The following is an 18317-nucleotide window of genomic DNA, read 5'->3' on the forward strand; positions in this document are numbered from 1 at the left end:
CATCATTCTTATTCAGCTGATTCTACGGCCGCGATCATTCGCACGACATCGACGGTTTCCGCCACATCGTGGACCCGCAATATACGTGCGCCCTTAACTGACGCCAGCGCCGCCAGTGCCAGTCCGCCATGCAGACGCTCGCCCACGGGACGATTTAAAGCGTGGCCAATCATACTCTTGCGCGAAACACCTACCAGCAGTGGTCGACCCAGTGCATGCAGGGCCTCCATGTGTTTGAACAAGCTTAGATTGTGCTGCAGGGTCTTGGCGAAGCCGAAGCCGGGATCGAGAATGATCCGCTCAGCGGGAATGCCCGCCTGGGCACATTGATCCATGCGTTCGGCGAGAAACTCACCGACTTCGCGGGTGACATCCTGATACTGCGGATTGTCCTGCATATCGCCCGGCTCGCCGAGCATGTGCATGAGACAAACCGGCAATCCGGTCGCCGCCGCCGCATCCAGCGCACCATCGCGACGCAACGAACGCACATCATTGATCAGGCCGGCACCGAGCCGTGCGGTTTCGCGCATGACTGCTGGGGTGGAAGTATCGACCGAGATGATCACATCCAGCTCGCGATTGATCAGCTCGACAATCGGCGCGACGCGCTCGAGCTCCTCCAGAGGAGAAACCGCTCGCGCTCCTGGCCGAGTCGATTCGCCGCCGACATCGATCAGCGTCGCGCCCGCCAGCACCATGGCTTCGGCATGGCGCAAAGCCGCATCGAGCTGGCTATAGCGGCCACCATCGGAGAAAGAATCAGGAGTGACATTGAGAATGCCCATGACATGCGTCTGGGCCAAATCAAGAACCCGGTTGCCGCAAGGCAACCGGGTCAGGGACTGAACAGAAGTCATTTCAAGCCTTAAACGTCAGCAGCCGGACCGCCAATCGGTTTTTCCGGACGCTCATCCTGCACGACAGGCGGGGGAGGCGTACCGGTGCCACCCGACCAGTCGCGAGGTTCGCGAGGTGTCCGGCCAGCCATGATGTCGTCGATCTGCTCGGCATCAATGGTTTCGTACTTCATCAGCGCATCAGCCATGGCATCCAGCTTGTCACGGTTATCCGTGAGGATCTGCTTGGCAGTGCCGTAGCACTGATCGATGATGCTGCGTACTTCGGAGTCGATCAGCTTGGCGGTCTCACCGGAGAAGCTGGCAGCCTGGCCGCCACCGCCGCGACCGAGGAACACTTCACCCTCTTCTTCGGCATACATCAGCGGACCGAGTTTTTCCGACAGGCCCCATTTCGTCACCATGTTCCGGGCAATCTGACTTGCACGCATGATGTCGTTGGAGGCACCGGTGGTCACACCGTCGAAGCCCAGGGTCATTTCTTCTGCAATACGGCCACCGTACAACGAGCAGATCTGGCTGATCAGCGCACGCTTGGACAGGCTGTAGCGATCTTCTTCCGGCAGGAACATGGTCACACCCAGCGCACGACCGCGCGGGATGATCGACACCTTGTAGACCGGATCATGCTCAGGCACGACGCGACCAACGATGGCGTGGCCGGCTTCGTGGTAAGCAGTGTTCTGCTTTTCTTTCTCGGACATGACCATGGATTTGCGCTCGGCGCCCATCATGATCTTGTCTTTCGCCAGTTCGAACTCTTTCATCTCGACGATACGCTTGCCGCTACGGGCAGCGAACAGCGACGCTTCGTTGACCAGGTTGGCCAGGTCAGCACCGGAGAAGCCTGGGGTACCGCGCGCGATCACCGCCGGAGCAACGTCGTCGCCCATTGGCACTTTGCGCATGTGAACTTTAAGAATCTGCTCGCGACCACGAATGTCCGGCAAGCCGACGACCACCTGACGGTCGAAACGGCCCGGACGCAGCAGCGCAGGGTCGAGTACGTCCGGACGGTTGGTCGCAGCAATAACAATGATGCCGTCATTCATTTCAAAGCCGTCCATCTCTACCAGCAACTGGTTGAGAGTCTGCTCACGCTCGTCATGACCGCCACCCATGCCGGCGCCACGATGGCGACCCACGGCATCGATTTCGTCGATGAAGATGATGCAAGGGGCGTGCTTCTTGGCCTGCTCGAACATGTCGCGGACGCGGCTGGCGCCGACACCGACGAACATTTCGACAAAGTCGGAACCGGAAATGGTGAAGAACGGCACTTTCGCTTCGCCGGCAATCGCCTTGGCCAGCAAGGTTTTACCGGTACCCGGCGGGCCGACCATCAGCACGCCGCGCGGGATACGACCGCCCAGACGCTGGAATTTGCCCGGATCACGCAGGAACTCGACCAGCTCGCCGACTTCTTCCTTGGCCTCGTCGCAACCTGCAACGTCAGCCAAAGTGGTTTTCACCTGATCTTCGGAGAGCAGGCGTGCCTTGCTCTTGCCGAAGCTCATCGGCCCGCCCTTGCCACCGGCGCCGCCCTGCATCTGGCGCATGAAGAACATGAACACCGCGATGATCACCAGGATCGGGAAGCTGGCCACCAGGAGCTGAGTCCAGATGCTTTGCTGTTCAGGCTGCTTGCCTTCAACCACAACGTGATTGTCGACCAGATCGCCGATCAGGCCATTGTCCTGAATTGCCGGACGAATGGTCTTGAAGCTGTCGCCATCGGTGCGCTTGCCGGTAATCACATAGCCGTCAACGGCTACGCGCTCGACCTTGCCATCCTTGACCTGCTGGATGAAGTCGGAATAGTTGAGGGTCTGCGGCTCGTTAGGGCTGGAGAAGTTGTTCATCACCGTCACCAGGACTGCCGCGATGATCAACCACAGGATCAGATTCTTTGCCATATCGTTCAATTAACTACCCTCTGAAGCAAGCTCCGCTACTGGCGCGCGCTTCGCATGATATTCACCAGCCTAACTTACTACATTACCTACAACTCTGGCAGGCGCCGTCTGTAACCCTTTGTGAAACACTTTCTACACAATATTCGCTTATGCCTGCAGAGCGAAATATGAAAAACCTATCGCCCTGCCGAAAAACCTCGTATTACGCATCACCGCCGCGATAACCCCAGGCCAGCATGTACTGCTCACGGGAGCTGCCACGGGAAGAGTCTGGCTTGATCATCTGGATCTTGTCGAATTTCTTCCGAGCGTCCTTCAGATAAACGTCGAAGCCCTCGCCCTGGAAAATCTTGATGACGAAATTGCCACCGGGCTTGAGGATCCGTTCCGCCAGGTCCAGCGCCAGCTCACAGAGGAACATGGCCTTGGGCATGTCCACTTCGGGCGTACCACTCATATTGGGGGCCATATCGGAAATCACAAGGTCCACCTGCGAATTACCCACGGCCTCGAGGATTTGAGCGAGCACTGTGTCCTCCGTGAAGTCGCCCTGGATAAAATGCACGTCCGGAATGCTGTCCATTTCCAGGATGTCCGAAGCGATCAGACGACCCTGACCGCCGATTAACCGACTGGTTACCTGCGACCAGCCACCCGGCGCCGCGCCGAGGTCGACCACGCTCATGCCCGGGCGGATGAGTTTGTATTTTTCCTGGATCTCCAGCAGCTTGTAACTTGCACGCGAGCGGTAGCCATCCTTCTGCGCCTGCTTCACATAAGGATCGTTGACATGTCTTTTCAGCCAACCAAGGCTTGTCTTGGAACGCGCCATTGGGCACCTCGATGATTAGGGTCGTGATTAGTTGGGCGGATCCACGAACCCTCGGGTAAAATGGCCGCCATTTTACAGAATCCAGACGAAAGGGTCAGATTATGCCGCTCACTCCAGAGCAGAAGAAACAGTACAAATCCATCGGCCACCACCTCAAACCAGTGTTGACGGTAGCGGACAACGGTTTGACTGAAGGTGTTTTAGCCGAACTTGAACGCGCCTTGGCCGATCACGAGCTGATCAAGATCAAGCTCAATATCCTCGATCGCGAGTCGCGCCTGGCGCACATCGCCGAACTGTGCAAGGTCGGCAAAGCGGACCTGGTTCAGGTCATCGGCAAGATGGCACTGGTCTACCGCAAGAACTTCAGCGCCAACAAGCAGCTGTCGAACGTTCATCGCTTCAAGTGATGCGCAGGGTCAAGGGTGTGCTTCGCGCACCCTGCCACTCCATCCCGGCACCGGCTGCATGACCAGCACCAACCCGGAAAATCCCAGCACCAGATAACTGAATACCTGCCAGCGCTGCGCATCCGGCCAGCCCACACGCACGGCGACATACATCGCGCACGCGTACAACGCCATCAACAGCACCTGCCCGCGAAAATCCCGCCATAGACTGGCAAGGCCCTCGGCCTGTACCAGCACCAAAGCCTGAAAGATCACGCACAAAGCAGCGAATCCGACTACCAGCACTTCGAATGCACTGGCCACTTCGTCGATCAACAGCGGCGCGAGGCCGATCCGGCCCAACGCCGGCTGCAAACCGATATGAATCAACCATAGGCCACCGACCCAAAGCATCTGGGTCAGCTGCCAAAGCATGGCGCCCGCATGCAGCGGGCGCCTTCTTTCAGATGTGACGAACTTCGACAATCTCGTACTCGATCACGCCGCTTGGCGTTTTGACGGCGACCACGTCACCCTCTTCCTTGCCAATCAAGGCGCGGGCCAGCGGCGAACCGACGGAGATCTTGCCGAGCTTGAAGTCAGCCTCATCCTCACCCACGATGTGGTAAGTGACGCTTTCATCAGTCTCGACGTTGGCGATCTCGACGGTGGTACCGAAAATCACTTTGCCGGTATGAGGAATGGTCGTGACATCGATGATGACCTGATTCTGAATCCGGCCCTCGATGTCACGAATACGCGCTTCGACCATGCCTTGCTGTTCGCGGGCAGCATGGTATTCAGCGTTTTCCTTCAAGTCACCCAACTCGCGGGCCGTACCGATGTCCTGGCTGAGCTTCGGACGGACGACCTTGGTCAGGTGAGCATGCTCCTCTTCCAGGGCGCGAGCGCCCTGAACAGTCATTGGGTACTTGGTTATGCTCATGCCTTCAATCCTGCGTGTAGATCCTGCAAGCGGCGCACGGTCTTTTCCGGACCGAACTTCAGCGCTTCGCAGATCGCTTCGCCCGCAGCGATAGTGGTGGTGCAGTAAATCTTGTGCTGCAGGGCATTGCGACGAATGGAGTACGAATCGGCGATCGACTGACGACCTTCGGTGGTGTTGATGATCAGCGTGACTTCGTCATTCTTGATCATGTCGACCACGTGCGGACGACCCTCGGTCACCTTGTTCACGCGGCGCACTTTCAGGCCTGCGGCTTCGATCAGCTTGGCAGTGCCGGCAGTGGCGACCACTTCGAAGCCCAAGTTGATCAGATCACGGGCCACGCCTGCAACCAGTGGCTTGTCGTCATCGCGCACGCTGATGAACGCGGTACCGCCGGTCGGCAGCACTTCACTGGCGCCCATCTGCGCCTTGGCGAATGCTTCGCCGAAGGTGTCGCCGACGCCCATTACTTCACCGGTCGACTTCATCTCTGGGCCGAGGATCGGGTCAACGCCAGGGAATTTGGCGAACGGGAACACCGCTTCTTTCACGCTGTAGAAGTTCGGGATGATTTCCTTGGTGAAGCCGATTTCCTTCAGGGTCTTACCGGCCATCACGCGCGCAGCGATCATGGCCAGGGAAACACCGATGCACTTGGAAACGAACGGTACGGTACGCGAGGCGCGCGGGTTGACTTCGATGACGTAGATGTCTTCGCCCTGCAGAGCCAATTGCACGTTCATCAGGCCGACAACGCCCAGTTCCAGGGCCATTTTCTTGACCTGTTCGCGCATCTCGTCCTGGATGTGCGCCGGCAGCGAGTACGGCGGCAGCGAGCATGCGGAGTCACCGGAGTGAACGCCCGCCTGTTCGATGTGCTGCATGATCGCGCCGATCACCACGTCTTTGCCGTCGCAAACCGCGTCCACGTCCATTTCGATGGCGCAGTTGAGGAAGTGGTCGAGCAGCACCGGGCTGTCGTTGGACACTTGCACCGCGTCGCGCAGGTAACGCTTGAGTTCGTCTTCCTTGTAAACGATTTCCATCGCACGGCCGCCCAGTACATAGGACGGACGTACCACCAGCGGATAACCGATTTTGGCGGCTGCACGAACCGCTTCGTCTTCGCTGCGCACGGTGGCGTTCGGCGGCTGACGCAGGTTCAGGCGCTCAACCATTTGCTGGAAGCGCTCGCGGTCTTCGGCGCGGTCGATGGCGTCAGGGCTGGTACCGATGATCGGCACGCCAGCAGCTTCCAGGGCGCGAGCCAGTTTCAACGGAGTCTGGCCGCCGTACTGGACGATCACGCCTTTTGGCTTCTCGACGCGGCAGATTTCAAGTACGTCTTCCAGGGTTACCGGCTCGAAGTACAGGCGGTCGGAAGTGTCGTAGTCAGTGGAAACGGTTTCCGGGTTGCAGTTGACCATGATGGTTTCGTAGCCGTCTTCGCGCAGGGCGAGAGCAGCGTGAACGCAGCAGTAGTCGAACTCGATGCCCTGGCCGATACGGTTAGGACCGCCACCCAGAATCATGATTTTGTCGCGACCCGACGGCGCTGCTTCGCATTCTTCCTCGTAGGTCGAGTACAGGTAAGCAGTGTCGGTAGCGAATTCGGCGGCGCAGGTGTCAACGCGCTTGTAGACCGGGAACACTTCCAGTTTCTGACGGTGCGTGCGCAGGTTTTTCTCGGTGACGCCCAGCAGCTTGGCCAGACGCTGATCGGAAAAGCCTTTGCGCTTGAGCTTGAACATCAGGTCGCGGTCGATCGAGGACAGACCGAGGGTCTTGACCTTCTCTTCGTCCTTGATCAGGTCTTCGATCTGCACTAGGAACCAAGGGTCGATCATGTTCATGCCGAAGATGTCTTCGACCGACAGGCCGGCGCGGAAGGCGTCCGCCACGTACCAGATACGCTCGGCGCCCGGCACGGTCAGTTCGCGCTTGAGCACGCTCATGCTGTCCGGGTTGCTCAGATCGAGCTTTTCGTCCAGACCGCAAACGCCGACTTCCAGACCACGCAGGGCTTTCTGCAGGGATTCCTGGAAGGTCCGGCCGATGGCCATGACTTCGCCGACCGACTTCATTTGCGTGGTCAGGCGCGCGTCAGCCTTGGCGAATTTCTCGAAGGCGAAGCGTGGCAGCTTGGTGACGACGTAGTCGATCGACGGTTCGAAGGACGCCGGGGTCTTGCCGCCGGTGATGTCGTTCGACAGTTCGTCGAGGGTGTAACCCACAGCCAGTTTGGCCGCGACCTTGGCAATCGGGAAACCGGTGGCTTTCGAAGCCAGTGCCGAGGAGCGCGAAACACGCGGGTTCATTTCGATCACGACCATGCGGCCAGTGTTCGGGCAGATACCGAACTGCACGTTGGAACCGCCGGTCTCGACGCCGATCTCGCGCAGTACCGCCAGCGAAGCGTTACGCAGGATCTGGTATTCCTTGTCGGTCAGGGTTTGCGCAGGAGCTACGGTGATCGAGTCACCGGTGTGCACGCCCATCGGATCGAAGTTTTCGATCGAGCAGACAATGATGCAGTTGTCCTTTTTGTCGCGGACAACTTCCATTTCATATTCTTTCCAGCCGATCAGCGATTCGTCGATCAGCAGCTCTTTGGTCGGCGACAGGTCCAGACCACGGGCGCAGATTTCTTCGAACTCTTCACGGTTGTAAGCGATACCGCCACCGGTGCCGCCCATGGTGAAGGACGGACGGATGATGCACGGGAAACCGAGGGTTTCGAGAACCGCGTTGGCCTCTTCCATGCTGTGGGCGATGCCGGAACGCGGGCACGCCAGACCGATGGATTTCATCGCCTTGTCGAAACGCGAACGGTCTTCAGCCTTGTCGATGGTGTCGGCATTGGCACCGATCATCTCTACGCCGAACTTCTCCAGAACGCCTTCGCGCTCCAGATCCAGGGCGCAGTTCAGAGCGGTCTGGCCGCCCATGGTTGGCAGGACGGCGTCCGGACGCTCTTTTTCGATGATCTTGGCCACGGTCTGCCATTTGATCGGTTCGATATAGGTGGCGTCGGCCATGTCCGGGTCGGTCATGATGGTGGCCGGGTTGGAGTTCACCAGGATGACGCGGTAACCCTCTTCGCGCAGGGCTTTGCAGGCCTGGGCGCCGGAGTAGTCGAATTCGCAGGCCTGGCCGATCACGATCGGGCCAGCGCCGAGAATCAGGATGCTTTTAATGTCTGTACGTTTTGGCATGGTTTGTCACTCAAATCCGCAGGTCAGTCGGCAAGCCGTCTTGATCGATTTCTGAAGTCCCGAGGGGCCGCCGGAACCGGGGCCGCCCTCGAGGGCTTCTCTCTACAGTCTCAAGGCGAACGCTTAGCGTCGCTTGGCCATCTCGTTGATGAAGCGGTCGAACAGTGGCGCAACATCGTTCGGGCCCGGGCTCGCTTCAGGGTGACCCTGGAAGCTGAACGCGCTCTTGTCGGTGCGCTCGATGCCTTGCAGGGTGCCGTCGAACAGCGACTTGTGGATCGCGCGCACGTTGGCAGGCAGGGTGGCTTCGTCTACCGCAAAACCGTGGTTCTGGCTGGTGATCATCACAACGCCTGTATCCAGATCCTGCACCGGGTGGTTGGCACCGTGGTGGCCGTGGCCCATTTTCAGGGTCTTGGCGCCGGAGGCCAGGGCCAGCAGCTGGTGGCCGAGGCAGATGCCGAACACCGGCGTCTCGGTTTCCAGCACTTCCTTGATCGCCTGGATCGCGTAGTCGCATGGCTCCGGGTCACCAGGGCCGTTGGACAGGAACACGCCGTCCGGCTTCAGCGCCAGCACATCGGCGGCTGGAGTCTGCGCAGGCACTACGGTGACGCGGCAGCCGCGCTCGACCAGCATGCGCAGGATGTTGACCTTGACACCGTAGTCGTAGGCGACCACGTGATATGGCAGCTCGGAAGCTTCGATGGTCGCGTGGCTGTCGGTTTTCAGATCCCAGACAGTGGAGCGCCATTCGTACTGGGTCTTGGTGCTGACGACTTTCGCCAGGTCCATGCCCTTCAGGCCCGGGAAGCCTTGCGCAGCGGCGATGGCCGCTTCTTCGGAGATGTTGTCGCCGGCCATGATGCAGCCGTTCTGAGCGCCTTTTTCACGCAGGATGCGGGTCAGGCGACGGGTGTCGATACCGGCGATTGCCACTACATTGTTGGCTTTCAGGTAATCAGACAGGGACATCGTGTTACGCCAGTTGCTCGCTACCAGCGGCAGGTCACGGATGACCAGGCCAGCGGACCAGACGCGGTCGGACTCGGCGTCTTCCGGCGTGGTGCCGGTGTTGCCGATGTGCGGGTAAGTCAGGGTAACGATCTGCTGGGCGTAGGAAGGATCGGTAAGGATTTCCTGATAGCCGGTCATTGCGGTGTTGAACACCACCTCACCAACGGTCTGACCGTCGGCTCCAATGGCTTCGCCGCGAAAAATGCTGCCATCAGCAAGGGCGAGTATGGCTGGCTTAGTCAAGAAGACCTCCCGTAAATAACGCATGAAAGGGCAATCGCAGGTTGTAAAAAAGCGGAGTGACGTATGGACACGTCACCCCGCTTCTTCACTGAAATTATTCTGCGCGCTTTTAGTGGACACACTAAAGCTGTAGCTTACAGAAAAGGGCGTTTTTGGTCCACCGCTAAAGAGCCTTAAAGGCCGGAGAATGCGACAGGTCGTCGCCAAGCGGTAAAAACCGGCGCAAAAAGGGACGTTTGCGCCGGGTTCAGCAACGACTCAACGCAGGTCGAGCACGTCTTGCATGTCGTACAGGCCCGGCTCGCGACCGTCCAGCCACAGCGCCGCACGCACCGCGCCCTTGGCGAAGGTCATGCGGCTCGATGCCTTGTGGGTGATCTCGACGCGCTCGCCATCGGCAGCGAACAGCACGGTGTGATCACCGACGATATCGCCAGCACGCACGGTGGCGAAACCAATGGTTTCACGCTCACGCGCACCGGTCTGGCCTTCACGACCGTAGACCGCGACCTTCTTCAGATCACGCCCCAGGGCATCGGCAATCACTTCACCCATGCGCACCGCCGTACCGGACGGAGCATCGACCTTGTGCCGGTGATGGGCTTCCATGATCTCGATATCGACATCGTCGCCCAGCACGCGCGCAGCGGTGTCGAGCAGTTTCAGACAGAGGTTGACGCCGACGCTGAAGTTGGCGGCGAAGACGATCGGAATGTCCTTGCCCGCCTCGGTCAGCAATTGCTTCTCTTCAACACTGAAACCGGTGGTGCCGATGATCATCGCTTTGCCGTGTTTGCGGCAGAACGCGAGATTTTTCAGAGTCACGGTCGGGTGAGTGAAGTCGATCAGCACATCGAACTCTTCAACCACACGATCCAGATCACCGGACAGTGGAACGCCGATACGGCCCAGCGCTGCCAGCTCACCGGCATCCGCGCCGACCAGCGTGCTGTCGGGACGATCGACCGCCGCCGTCAGACCAGCGCCCGGCGTCTGCTGCACCGCTTCGATCAGGGTCTTGCCCATGCGCCCGGCGGCGCCCATCACTGCAATACGTCGCATGCCGACTCCTTACAAATCGCCGAAGAAACGCTTCACACCGTCGAACCAACCGGTGGTTTTCGGCGAGTGGCTGTTGTCGTCGGCCAGGGAGCTGCGGAATTCTTCCAGCAGTTCACGCTGACGACGGTTGAGGTTGACCGGCGTTTCCACAGCGACACGGCACATCAGGTCACCGGCACCACCGCCACGCACTGGCGCAACGCCTTTGCCGCGTACGCGGAACTGCTTGCCGGTCTGCGTGCCTTCGGGGATTTTCAGTTTGACGCGACCGTCGAGGGTCGGAATTTCCAGCTCGCCGCCCAGTGCAGCGTCGACGAAGCTGATCGGCACTTCGCAGAACAGATGCTTGCCGTCACGTTGGAAGATGTCGTGTTCGCGCACATTGATCACAACGTACAGGTCGCCAGTCGGCCCGCCCTGAGTACCCGCCTCGCCTTCGCCGGACAGACGAATGCGGTCGCCAGTATCAACACCGGCAGGCACTTTGACCGACAGGGTTTTGTACTCTTCGACACGACCGTCACCGTGGCAGGAGTCGCACGGATCGGAAATGATCTTGCCTTGGCCATGGCAGCGCGGGCAGGTCTGCTGCACCGAGAAAAAGCCCTGCTGCATACGCACCTGACCGATGCCGCCGCAGGTCGGGCACGTCGTCGGCGACGAGCCTTTCTTGGCGCCGGAACCATCGCACGGTTTGCAGTTGACCAGTGTCGGAACGCGGATACTCACCGACGTACCGCGCACCGCTTCTTCCAGATTCAGCTCCAGGGTGTAGCGCAGATCGCTGCCACGCTGAGCGCCGCCACGGGCACCGCCGCGACCGCCACCGAAGAAATCACTGAAGACATCGCCGAAGATGTCCGAGAAGTTCTGGCCACCGAAACCGGCACCGCCGCCGCCCATGCTCGGATCGACGCCAGCATGACCGTACTGGTCGTATGCCGCGCGTTTGCTGGCGTCGGACAACACTTCATAGGCCTCGTTGGCCTCTTTGAATGCTTCTTCCGAAGCCTTGTCGCCGGGATTACGGTCGGGGTGGTGCTTCATGGCCAGGCGGCGATAGGCCTTCTTCAGGTCCGCTTCGCTCGTGCCCCGCTCGACACCCAATACTTCGTAATAGTCACGCTTTGCCATAAGTTCTTTGCACTCTTAAGGACGTTCGGCAAACCCCTCCTGAGCCTCGCCAAACTCGTTGAGCCCCCATTAAGGCCCGGACCCAACTCACGTCAATTCAACGATCCTGGTCTTGATTGATGCGGTATCTGCGGCGCGAAAAGCAGGAGCATTCCCGGCCATACCGCCAACATCCGAACGGTGTCGCATGCTGTAAAAATTCACGTATTCCAGATACGCCAACGCGGGAGGCAAGCTCCCGCGCGGCGACATCCTACCAGTCACCGCCGCAAGGCAGTCAACCGGGCGACCAACAACTTACTTGTGGTCTTTGACTTCTTCGAACTCGGCGTCGACAACGTCGTCAGCCTTCTCAGCCGATTCGCCTTGCGGGGCTGCGCCATCAGCTGGCTGAGCCTGTTCGGCGTACATCTTCTGAGCAACCGGAGCGGAGACTTTCGACAGCTCTTCAACCTTGGCTTCGATGGCAGCCTTGTCGTCGCCTTTGACGGCGGCTTCCAGAGCAACCACTGCAGCTTCGATTGCAGTCTTCTCTTCGGCGGTGACCTTGTCGCCTGCGTCAGCGACCATCTTGCGAGTCGAGTGCACCAGTGCGTCACCCTGGTTACGGGCAGCGGCCAGCTCTTCGAACTTGCGGTCTTCCTCGGCATTCGCCTCGGCGTCACGCACCATGCGCTCGATTTCTTCGTCGGACAGACCGGAGTTGGCCTTGATCACGATCGACTGGGTCTTGCCGGTAGCCTTGTCTTTCGCGCCGACGTGCAGGATGCCGTTGGCGTCGATATCGAAGGTCACTTCGATCTGCGGCACGCCACGTGGAGCTGGTGGAATGTCGGCCAGGTCGAACTTGCCCAGCGATTTGTTCTGTGCGGCTTGCTTGCGCTCACCTTGCAGAACGTGAATGGTCACAGCGCCCTGGTTGTCGTCGGCTGTCGAGAACACTTGCGATTTCTTGGTAGGAATCGTGGTGTTTTTCTCGATCAGCGCGGTCATCACGCCACCCATGGTTTCGATACCCAGGGTCAGCGGGCTGACGTCGAGCAGCAGCACGTCTTTCACGTCACCGGCCAGAACAGCGCCCTGAATCGCAGCACCCATGGCAACAGCTTCGTCCGGGTTGACGTCTTTACGTGCTTCTTTACCGAAGAAGTCGGTTACCAGCTTCTGTACCAGCGGCATACGAGTCTGACCACCGACCAGAATCACGTCGTTGATCGCGCTGACGTCGATACCGGCGTCTTTCATGGCAATGCGGCAAGGTTCGATGGTGCGCTGAACCAGGTCTTCAACCAGTGCTTCGAGCTTGGCACGCGAGATCTTCACGTTCAGGTGCTTAGGACCGGTCGCGTCTGCAGTGATGTACGGCAGGTTGACGTCGGTCGACTGAGCGGACGACAGCTCGATCTTGGCTTTCTCAGCGGCTTCTTTCAGGCGCTGCATCGCCAGCGGGTCACCTTTGAGGTTCATGCCGCTTTCTTTCTTGAATTCGTCAACGAGGTAGTCGATCAGACGAATGTCGAAGTCTTCACCGCCGAGGAAGGTGTCACCGTTGGTGGCCAACACTTCGAACTGGTGCTCGCCGTCAACTTCAGCGATTTCGATAACGGATACGTCGAAGGTACCGCCACCCAGGTCATAAACGATAACGGTGTGATCGCCCTTGGCCTTGTCCATACCGTAAGCCAGAGCAGCTGCGGTTGGCTCGTTGATGATACGTTTTACGTCCAGACCAGCGATGCGGCCGGCGTCTTTGGTGGCCTGACGCTGGCTGTCGTTGAAGTAGGCCGGAACGGTGATCACCGCTTCGGTCACTGCCTCGCCGAGGTAGTCTTCGGCGGTCTTCTTCATCTTCTTCAGAATTTCAGCCGAGATTTGTGGCGGTGCCATTTTCTGGCCGTTCACTTCTACCCAGGCGTCGTTGTTGTCAGCCTTGACGATCTTGTAAGGGACCATCTGGATGTCTTTCTGCACAACTTCTTCGTCGAAACGACGACCGATCAGACGCTTTACCGCGTACAGGGTGTTGTGCGGGTTGGTTACAGCCTGACGCTTGGCCGACTGACCTACCAGAATTTCGCCATCGTTGGCGTAAGCGATGATCGACGGCGTGGTACGCGCGCCTTCAGCGTTTTCAATAACTTTGGCTTTGCCGTTTTCCAGCACGGAGACGCAGGAGTTGGTAGTCCCCAGGTCGATACCGATAATTTTGCCCATGTTCACTCTCCCGAAACTTTGGATTTTGTTGCCGCAGCAGTGGTGGCTGACTGCGGTAGCACTTAAACGCTTGACTTCTAAATGGGGGCCTTGCGGCTAATTTCAAGCCTGCTCGTCAATCGAAGGCGAAACCGGTGCCGGCGCCTTGCTGACGACGACCATCGCCGGGCGCAGCAGGCGACCATTGAGCTGGTAGCCCTTCTGGAAAACCTTCAACACGCTGTTCGGCTCGACGTCGGCACTTTCCTGCATGGCCATCGCCTGATGGTGAACGGCGTTGAACGGTTCGCCATGCGGATCGATCGCTTCAAGCTGGTAGCGCTTGAGGGTGTCGTGGAACATTTTCAGGGTCAGCTCGATGCCTTCGCGCATCGGGCGGATGCTTTCGTCGTCCGGGCTCGACAGCTCGAGGCCGCGCTCCAGGCTGTCGACGATCGGCAGCAGGTCGCTGGCAAATTTTTCCAAGGCAAACTTGTGCGCCTTCTCGACGTCCTGCTCGGCACGGCGGCGAACGTTCTGCAGATCGGCAGCAACACGCAGAGACTGATCCTGCGCGGCGGCCAATTGCTCTTCGAGCACTTGCACACGGGTCGCCAGGTCGTCACCCGAACCTTCGGGCGCCTGATTGGCATCTGGGTTTTGCGTATCTACTGTCTGTTCGTCAGCCATAGAATTCTCCTTTCAATTTCGTCCGCGAGCCTGACTCGCGCTTCTGCCCCGATATATGGGGCCGCAAAATCAGGCTTCAAGGGCTGAAAACAATTGTCCCTACAAAAAAGTGCTGAATACTCATTCTTGAACGCGCTAAGAAAACTCTCTGATCAAGCAAATCGAGCTAAGGGCGGGCATTGTCAGGCCTGAACAAAACACTGTATAAATAACCAGACCTCAAGCCTGGGAGCTGCCTTTATGCTGGTGCACCTGTCCGTACACAACTACGCCATCGTTGAACATCTCGATCTCGAACTTGATCGCGGGATGAGCGTGATCACAGGGGAAACCGGCGCCGGCAAGTCGATCATGCTCGATGCCCTGGGCCTCACCCTGGGTGATCGCGCCGACAGCGGCGTGGTTCGCCCGGGCGCCGACAAGGCGGACATTCTCGCCACCTTCGACCTGGCTGATATCCCTGAAGCCAGCGCCTGGCTTGCCGAGCGCGATCTGGAAAACGACGGGCCGTGCATCCTGCGCCGGGTCATCACCTCGGAAGGTCGTTCGCGCGGTTATATCAACGGCACACCCTGCCCGCTTGGCGACCTCAAAGCCCTCGGCGAGCTGCTGATCGATATCCACAGCCAGCACGAACATCAATCGCTGCTGAAAACCGACACCCATCGCCGCCTGCTCGACGAATACGCCGGCGCGACCGATCTGGCGCGTCAGGTGCAACTGGCCGCACAGCGCTGGCGCCAGACTCGCCAGGAACTGGAGCGCCTCTCCAACTCCGGCGACGAACAACGTGCACGCCATCAACTGCTCAGCTATCAGCTCGAAGAACTGGAAAACCTCGGCCTCGGCGAAAACGAACTGGAACAGCTGGAACAGGAACACAAGAACCTCACCAACGCCGAAACCCTGCTGGGCATTTGTCGACAAGTGGTCGAGCAGTGCAGCGAAAGCGATTCCGGCAATGTGCTGAATGCGCTGACTGCCAGCCTCAATCGCCTGTCCAGCGTGAACAGTTCAGTGGGGGCGCTGGGTGAAGCCAGCAGCCTGCTGACCAGCGCACAGATTCAGGTAGAAGAAGCAGTCGGCGAGCTCAATCGCTTCCTCGACAATTTCGATGCCGACCCGGCTCGCCTGCAATACCTCGAAGAGCGTCTCGACGCTATCTACACCTTGGCGCGCAAACACCGGATTCAACCGACCGAAGTCGGCGAGATGCAGCAAAAGCTGCTCGATGAAATCGAAACCCTTAACGCCAATGATGAATCCATCGAGCGTCTGGGTGAAGAACTGGCGTCCTATGCCCGCCACTATCAGGAGAAAGCGCGCGAGCTGAGCGACCTTCGTCATCAAGCCGTCGGCAGCCTCGCCAGTGCAGTGGAGCAGGAAATCCAGCGCCTTGGGATGCCCGGGGGCCGCTTCACCATCGAACTGAAAGCCAACAGCAGCGACGAACTGCTGCCGAACGGGCTAGAGCAGGTCGAACTGCTGGTCAGCGCCAACCCCGGCCAACCGCTCAAGGCGCTGGCAAAAGTCGCCTCCGGTGGTGAGCTGTCGCGGATCAGTCTGGCAATTCAGGTCATTACCGCCCAGACCTCCCGCGTGCCGACGCTGGTATTCGACGAAGTGGACGTAGGTATTGGCGGGCCGACTGCCGAGATTGTCGGCCAGTTACTGCGCCGTCTCGGTGATCGCGGCCAGGTCCTGACCGTGACGCACTTGCCGCAAGTGGCGGCGCAAGGGCATCAGCATCTGTTCGTGCACAAGGTCCGCGACGAGAAGGCGACTCACACCGCCGTCGCCAAGCTCACAAAGAACGAGCGCATCGAAGAAGTCGCGCGCATGCTCGGCGGCATTGATCTGACCAAGGAATCCCTGGCTCACGCGAAAAAAATGGTGGTGACCGCCAAGGCGTAACAAATAGTAGAAAGCACGAAGGCGACCCTTGGGTCGCCTTCGTTCGTTTCGCGAATGTGAAATTCGCGCGACATGCTTACTTTTTCTTGCGTACGTACAGCACCAGGTTGTGATCAACCATCTCGAAGCCATGCTTCTCGACGATCGACTTCTGAAGTTTTTCGATTTCTTCGTCGAAGAATTCGATCACTTCACCCGATTCCACGTTGACCATATGGTCGTGGTGGCCACCGTCAGCCAGTTCGAAGACCGCGTGGCCGCCGTCGAAGTTGTGGCGGACCACGAGGCCGGCCGCTTCGAACTGGGTCAGAACACGGTAAACCGTGGCCAAACCGACGTCCTCACCAGCTTCCATCAACGCCTTGTAGACGTCCTCGGCACTCATGTGACGCTGCTCGGTAGAGTCGAGCATTTGCAGGATCTTGACCCGTGGCAGGGTCACTTTGAGGCCGGCTTTGCGTAGTTCGCTATTTTCAACCATGGTCAGCTTTCTCGCGATGCTGCTTCGCAGCTTCTCTTAATGCGGGTATGATCGGCGTTTACGTTGTCCCAGCCAAGATAGTGGAAGTCGCCCACCGATGCAAAACACCAAGCTCTTGCTAACCAGTTTCACCTTTGTGGGACTGCTCGCACTCGCCGGTTGTTCATTCCCCGGGGTTTACAAAATCGACATCCAGCAGGGCAATGTCGTCACGCAGGACATGATAGACCAGTTACGCCCGGGAATGACCCGGCCGCAAGTACGGTTTATCATGGGCAACCCTCTGCTTGCCGACACGTTCCATGCCGATCGCTGGGATTATCTGTACAGCCTGCAACCGGGTGGCGGCGAACGCCAGCAGGAACGAATCAGCGTTATCTTCAATTCCAACGACCAGCTTGTCAGCCTGTCCGGTGACTTCATGCCCGGCGTGAGCCGTGATGAAGCCATTCTCGGCAAGGACAGCGGCACTACCGTGACCGCGCCTGCTGAAAACACCGACAAGCCAGAAGCTGAGAAGCCAGCCAAACCAGGCTCCTTGCTGGATCAGATCCAGAAGGACGTTGATGGTGTGGAAACCGTACCGGTTCCGACACCAGAGCCGCTGGACACCTCGCCGCAGTAATAGGCGAGGCAATAAAAAACCCGGACATTCCGGGTTTTTTATTGCCTGCAGTTTGGTCTGATCAAGAATTGCGTGCTTTAGCCTTGGCCGCGCGCAAGCGTCGAACTTCTTTGGGATCAGCCAGCAGCGGTCGATAAATTTCGATCCGGTCGCCCGCCTGAACAGGGCGAGAATCCGCGTCAGCCACGACCTTGCCAAAAATCCCCAGCGGACACTCCGCCAGATTCAACTCAGGAAACTCTGCCGCGATGCCCGATTCGTGCACCGCAGCACGAACACTAACGCCCTCAGCAACGCTGATCGTACGCAGAACCTGGCGATCAACCGCCGCGTACACGACTTCTATCTCGATCACCGGCTTAACCATGCATCTGCTTGGCGCGCTGGCAGAAAGCATCCACCAGCTGGTTAGCCGCCTGATTGAACAGCGGGCCCAACGTAGCGCGCACCAACGGCCCGGCATAATCGAACGACAGATCCAGACTGATCTTGCAGGCCTTTTCGTTCAGCGCCTTGAATACCCAGATGCCGTGCAACTGAGTGAACGGGCCTTCTTCAAGATTCATCTCGATCGACTGCCCCGGCACCAGCGTATTGCGCGTGACGAAATGCTGACTGAGGCCGCCCTTGGCCACGCCGACACTGGCGCGCATGTGTTCCGGGGAGCTTTCCAGCACTTCAGCCTCCGAGCACCACGGCAGAAACTCCGGGTACCGCGCGACATCGTTGACCAGGTCGTAGAGAAACTGCGCCGGGTACGGCAGGAGCGCGGATCGTTGGATATGTGTCGTCATGTA

The 18317-nt window shown here is 58.9% G+C and carries 17 protein-coding genes; 3 read left to right on the top strand and 14 right to left on the bottom strand.

The genetic code is table 11. From position 1 onward, the window contains the following. Positions 1-8: 8 nt before the first annotated feature. The 3 genes from folP to rlmE form a co-directional block, all read right to left on the bottom strand. Positions 9-860: a dihydropteroate synthase gene (gene folP / locus KVG85_RS16530; protein ID WP_056782869.1), complete on the bottom strand. Its 852-nt coding sequence runs from the start codon at positions 858-860 to the stop codon at positions 9-11. A gap of 8 nt (positions 861-868) precedes the next feature. Next, positions 869-2776 carry an ATP-dependent zinc metalloprotease FtsH gene (gene ftsH, locus KVG85_RS16535; protein ID WP_016771759.1) on the bottom strand — a complete coding sequence of 636 codons (1908 nt, stop codon included), beginning with the start codon at positions 2774-2776 and terminating at the stop codon, positions 869-871. Positions 2777-2978: 202 nt separating this feature from the next. Next, complete coding sequence (gene rlmE, locus KVG85_RS16540; protein ID WP_217864383.1) at positions 2979-3608, bottom strand: 23S rRNA (uridine(2552)-2'-O)-methyltransferase RlmE; 630 nt, start codon at positions 3606-3608, stop codon at positions 2979-2981. A gap of 101 nt (positions 3609-3709) precedes the next feature. On the opposite strand from rlmE, the gene KVG85_RS16545 reads away from it, so the two are divergent. Further along, a complete protein-coding gene (locus KVG85_RS16545) occupies positions 3710-4018 on the top strand; it encodes a YhbY family RNA-binding protein (RefSeq protein ID WP_016771761.1) in 309 nt (102 codons plus the stop codon). 9 nt (positions 4019-4027) lie between these two features. On the opposite strand, the gene KVG85_RS16550 is transcribed toward KVG85_RS16545, so the two are convergent. From KVG85_RS16550 to grpE, 8 genes are all read right to left on the bottom strand, one after another. Continuing rightward, the gene (locus tag KVG85_RS16550; RefSeq protein ID WP_076565784.1) at positions 4028-4432 is read right to left on the bottom strand and encodes an MFS transporter; all 405 of its coding nucleotides are present in this window, start codon (positions 4430-4432) and stop codon (positions 4028-4030) included. 28 nt (positions 4433-4460) lie between these two features. Beyond that, complete coding sequence (greA, locus tag KVG85_RS16555; RefSeq protein WP_038861135.1) at positions 4461-4937, bottom strand: transcription elongation factor GreA; 477 nt, start codon at positions 4935-4937, stop codon at positions 4461-4463. Positions 4938-4939: 2 nt separating this feature from the next. Next, positions 4940-8161 (bottom strand): carbamoyl-phosphate synthase large subunit, encoded by a 3222-nt coding sequence (gene carB, locus KVG85_RS16560; protein WP_016771764.1) that lies wholly within the window; start codon positions 8159-8161, stop codon positions 4940-4942. A gap of 123 nt (positions 8162-8284) precedes the next feature. Further along, entirely contained in the window at positions 8285-9421 is a 1137-nt protein-coding gene (carA, locus tag KVG85_RS16565; RefSeq protein ID WP_016771765.1) for a glutamine-hydrolyzing carbamoyl-phosphate synthase small subunit, read from the bottom strand. A 258-nt stretch (positions 9422-9679) separates the two neighbouring features. Continuing rightward, entirely contained in the window at positions 9680-10483 is an 804-nt protein-coding gene (gene dapB, locus KVG85_RS16570) for a 4-hydroxy-tetrahydrodipicolinate reductase (RefSeq protein WP_217864384.1), read from the bottom strand. Positions 10484-10492: 9 nt separating this feature from the next. Continuing rightward, complete coding sequence (gene dnaJ / locus KVG85_RS16575; RefSeq protein WP_217864385.1) at positions 10493-11617, bottom strand: molecular chaperone DnaJ; 1125 nt, start codon at positions 11615-11617, stop codon at positions 10493-10495. Between the two features lie 297 nt (positions 11618-11914). Then, a complete protein-coding gene (gene dnaK, locus KVG85_RS16580; protein ID WP_024011565.1) occupies positions 11915-13831 on the bottom strand; it encodes a molecular chaperone DnaK in 1917 nt (638 codons plus the stop codon). Positions 13832-13933: 102 nt separating this feature from the next. Continuing rightward, positions 13934-14500, bottom strand: coding sequence for a nucleotide exchange factor GrpE (gene grpE, locus KVG85_RS16585; RefSeq protein ID WP_039759570.1), 567 nt, complete (start codon positions 14498-14500; stop codon positions 13934-13936). A gap of 240 nt (positions 14501-14740) precedes the next feature. Between grpE and recN the strand changes: the two genes are divergently transcribed. Further along, positions 14741-16414, top strand: a complete 1674-nt coding sequence (gene recN, locus KVG85_RS16590) for a DNA repair protein RecN (RefSeq protein WP_217864386.1) — start codon at positions 14741-14743, stop codon at positions 16412-16414. Between the two features lie 76 nt (positions 16415-16490). Here recN and fur read toward each other — a convergent pair whose 3' ends face one another. Next, on the bottom strand, positions 16491-16895 hold the full coding sequence (fur, locus tag KVG85_RS16595; protein ID WP_016771770.1) for a ferric iron uptake transcriptional regulator: 405 nt from the start codon (positions 16893-16895) through the stop codon (positions 16491-16493). A gap of 97 nt (positions 16896-16992) precedes the next feature. On the opposite strand from fur, the gene KVG85_RS16600 reads away from it, so the two are divergent. Then, the gene (locus KVG85_RS16600; protein WP_110603496.1) at positions 16993-17520 is read left to right on the top strand and encodes an outer membrane protein assembly factor BamE; all 528 of its coding nucleotides are present in this window, start codon (positions 16993-16995) and stop codon (positions 17518-17520) included. Positions 17521-17581: 61 nt separating this feature from the next. On the opposite strand, the gene KVG85_RS16605 is transcribed toward KVG85_RS16600, so the two are convergent. Next, a complete protein-coding gene (locus KVG85_RS16605) occupies positions 17582-17887 on the bottom strand; it encodes an RnfH family protein (protein WP_217864387.1) in 306 nt (101 codons plus the stop codon). Next, on the bottom strand, positions 17880-18314 hold the full coding sequence (locus tag KVG85_RS16610; protein WP_016771773.1) for a type II toxin-antitoxin system RatA family toxin: 435 nt from the start codon (positions 18312-18314) through the stop codon (positions 17880-17882). The genes KVG85_RS16605 and KVG85_RS16610 overlap by 8 nt, the downstream gene beginning before the upstream one ends. Between the last annotated feature and the right edge of the window lie 3 nt (positions 18315-18317).

The organism is Pseudomonas triticicola (genome assembly GCF_019145375.1).
In the GTDB taxonomy this organism is placed as follows: Bacteria; Pseudomonadota; Gammaproteobacteria; order Pseudomonadales; family Pseudomonadaceae; genus Aquipseudomonas; species Aquipseudomonas triticicola.

Coding starts and splice junctions, on each gene's coding strand:
- KVG85_RS16600 (WP_110603496.1), top strand. CDS start 16,993: ATGCAAAACACCAAGCTCTTGCTAACCAGTTTCACCTTTGTGGGACTG.
- fur (WP_016771770.1), bottom strand. CDS start 16,895: ATGGTTGAAAATAGCGAACTACGCAAAGCCGGCCTCAAAGTGACCCTG.
- folP (WP_056782869.1), bottom strand. CDS start 860: ATGACTTCTGTTCAGTCCCTGACCCGGTTGCCTTGCGGCAACCGGGTT.
- grpE (WP_039759570.1), bottom strand. CDS start 14,500: ATGGCTGACGAACAGACAGTAGATACGCAAAACCCAGATGCCAATCAG.
- rlmE (WP_217864383.1), bottom strand. CDS start 3,608: ATGGCGCGTTCCAAGACAAGCCTTGGTTGGCTGAAAAGACATGTCAAC.
- dnaK (WP_024011565.1), bottom strand. CDS start 13,831: ATGGGCAAAATTATCGGTATCGACCTGGGGACTACCAACTCCTGCGTC.
- KVG85_RS16550 (WP_076565784.1), bottom strand. CDS start 4,432: ATGCTTTGGCAGCTGACCCAGATGCTTTGGGTCGGTGGCCTATGGTTG.
- KVG85_RS16605 (WP_217864387.1), bottom strand. CDS start 17,887: ATGGTTAAGCCGGTGATCGAGATAGAAGTCGTGTACGCGGCGGTTGAT.
- dnaJ (WP_217864385.1), bottom strand. CDS start 11,617: ATGGCAAAGCGTGACTATTACGAAGTATTGGGTGTCGAGCGGGGCACG.
- ftsH (WP_016771759.1), bottom strand. CDS start 2,776: ATGGCAAAGAATCTGATCCTGTGGTTGATCATCGCGGCAGTCCTGGTG.
- recN (WP_217864386.1), top strand. CDS start 14,741: ATGCTGGTGCACCTGTCCGTACACAACTACGCCATCGTTGAACATCTC.
- KVG85_RS16545 (WP_016771761.1), top strand. CDS start 3,710: ATGCCGCTCACTCCAGAGCAGAAGAAACAGTACAAATCCATCGGCCAC.
- dapB (WP_217864384.1), bottom strand. CDS start 10,483: ATGCGACGTATTGCAGTGATGGGCGCCGCCGGGCGCATGGGCAAGACC.
- KVG85_RS16610 (WP_016771773.1), bottom strand. CDS start 18,314: ATGACGACACATATCCAACGATCCGCGCTCCTGCCGTACCCGGCGCAG.
- carB (WP_016771764.1), bottom strand. CDS start 8,161: ATGCCAAAACGTACAGACATTAAAAGCATCCTGATTCTCGGCGCTGGC.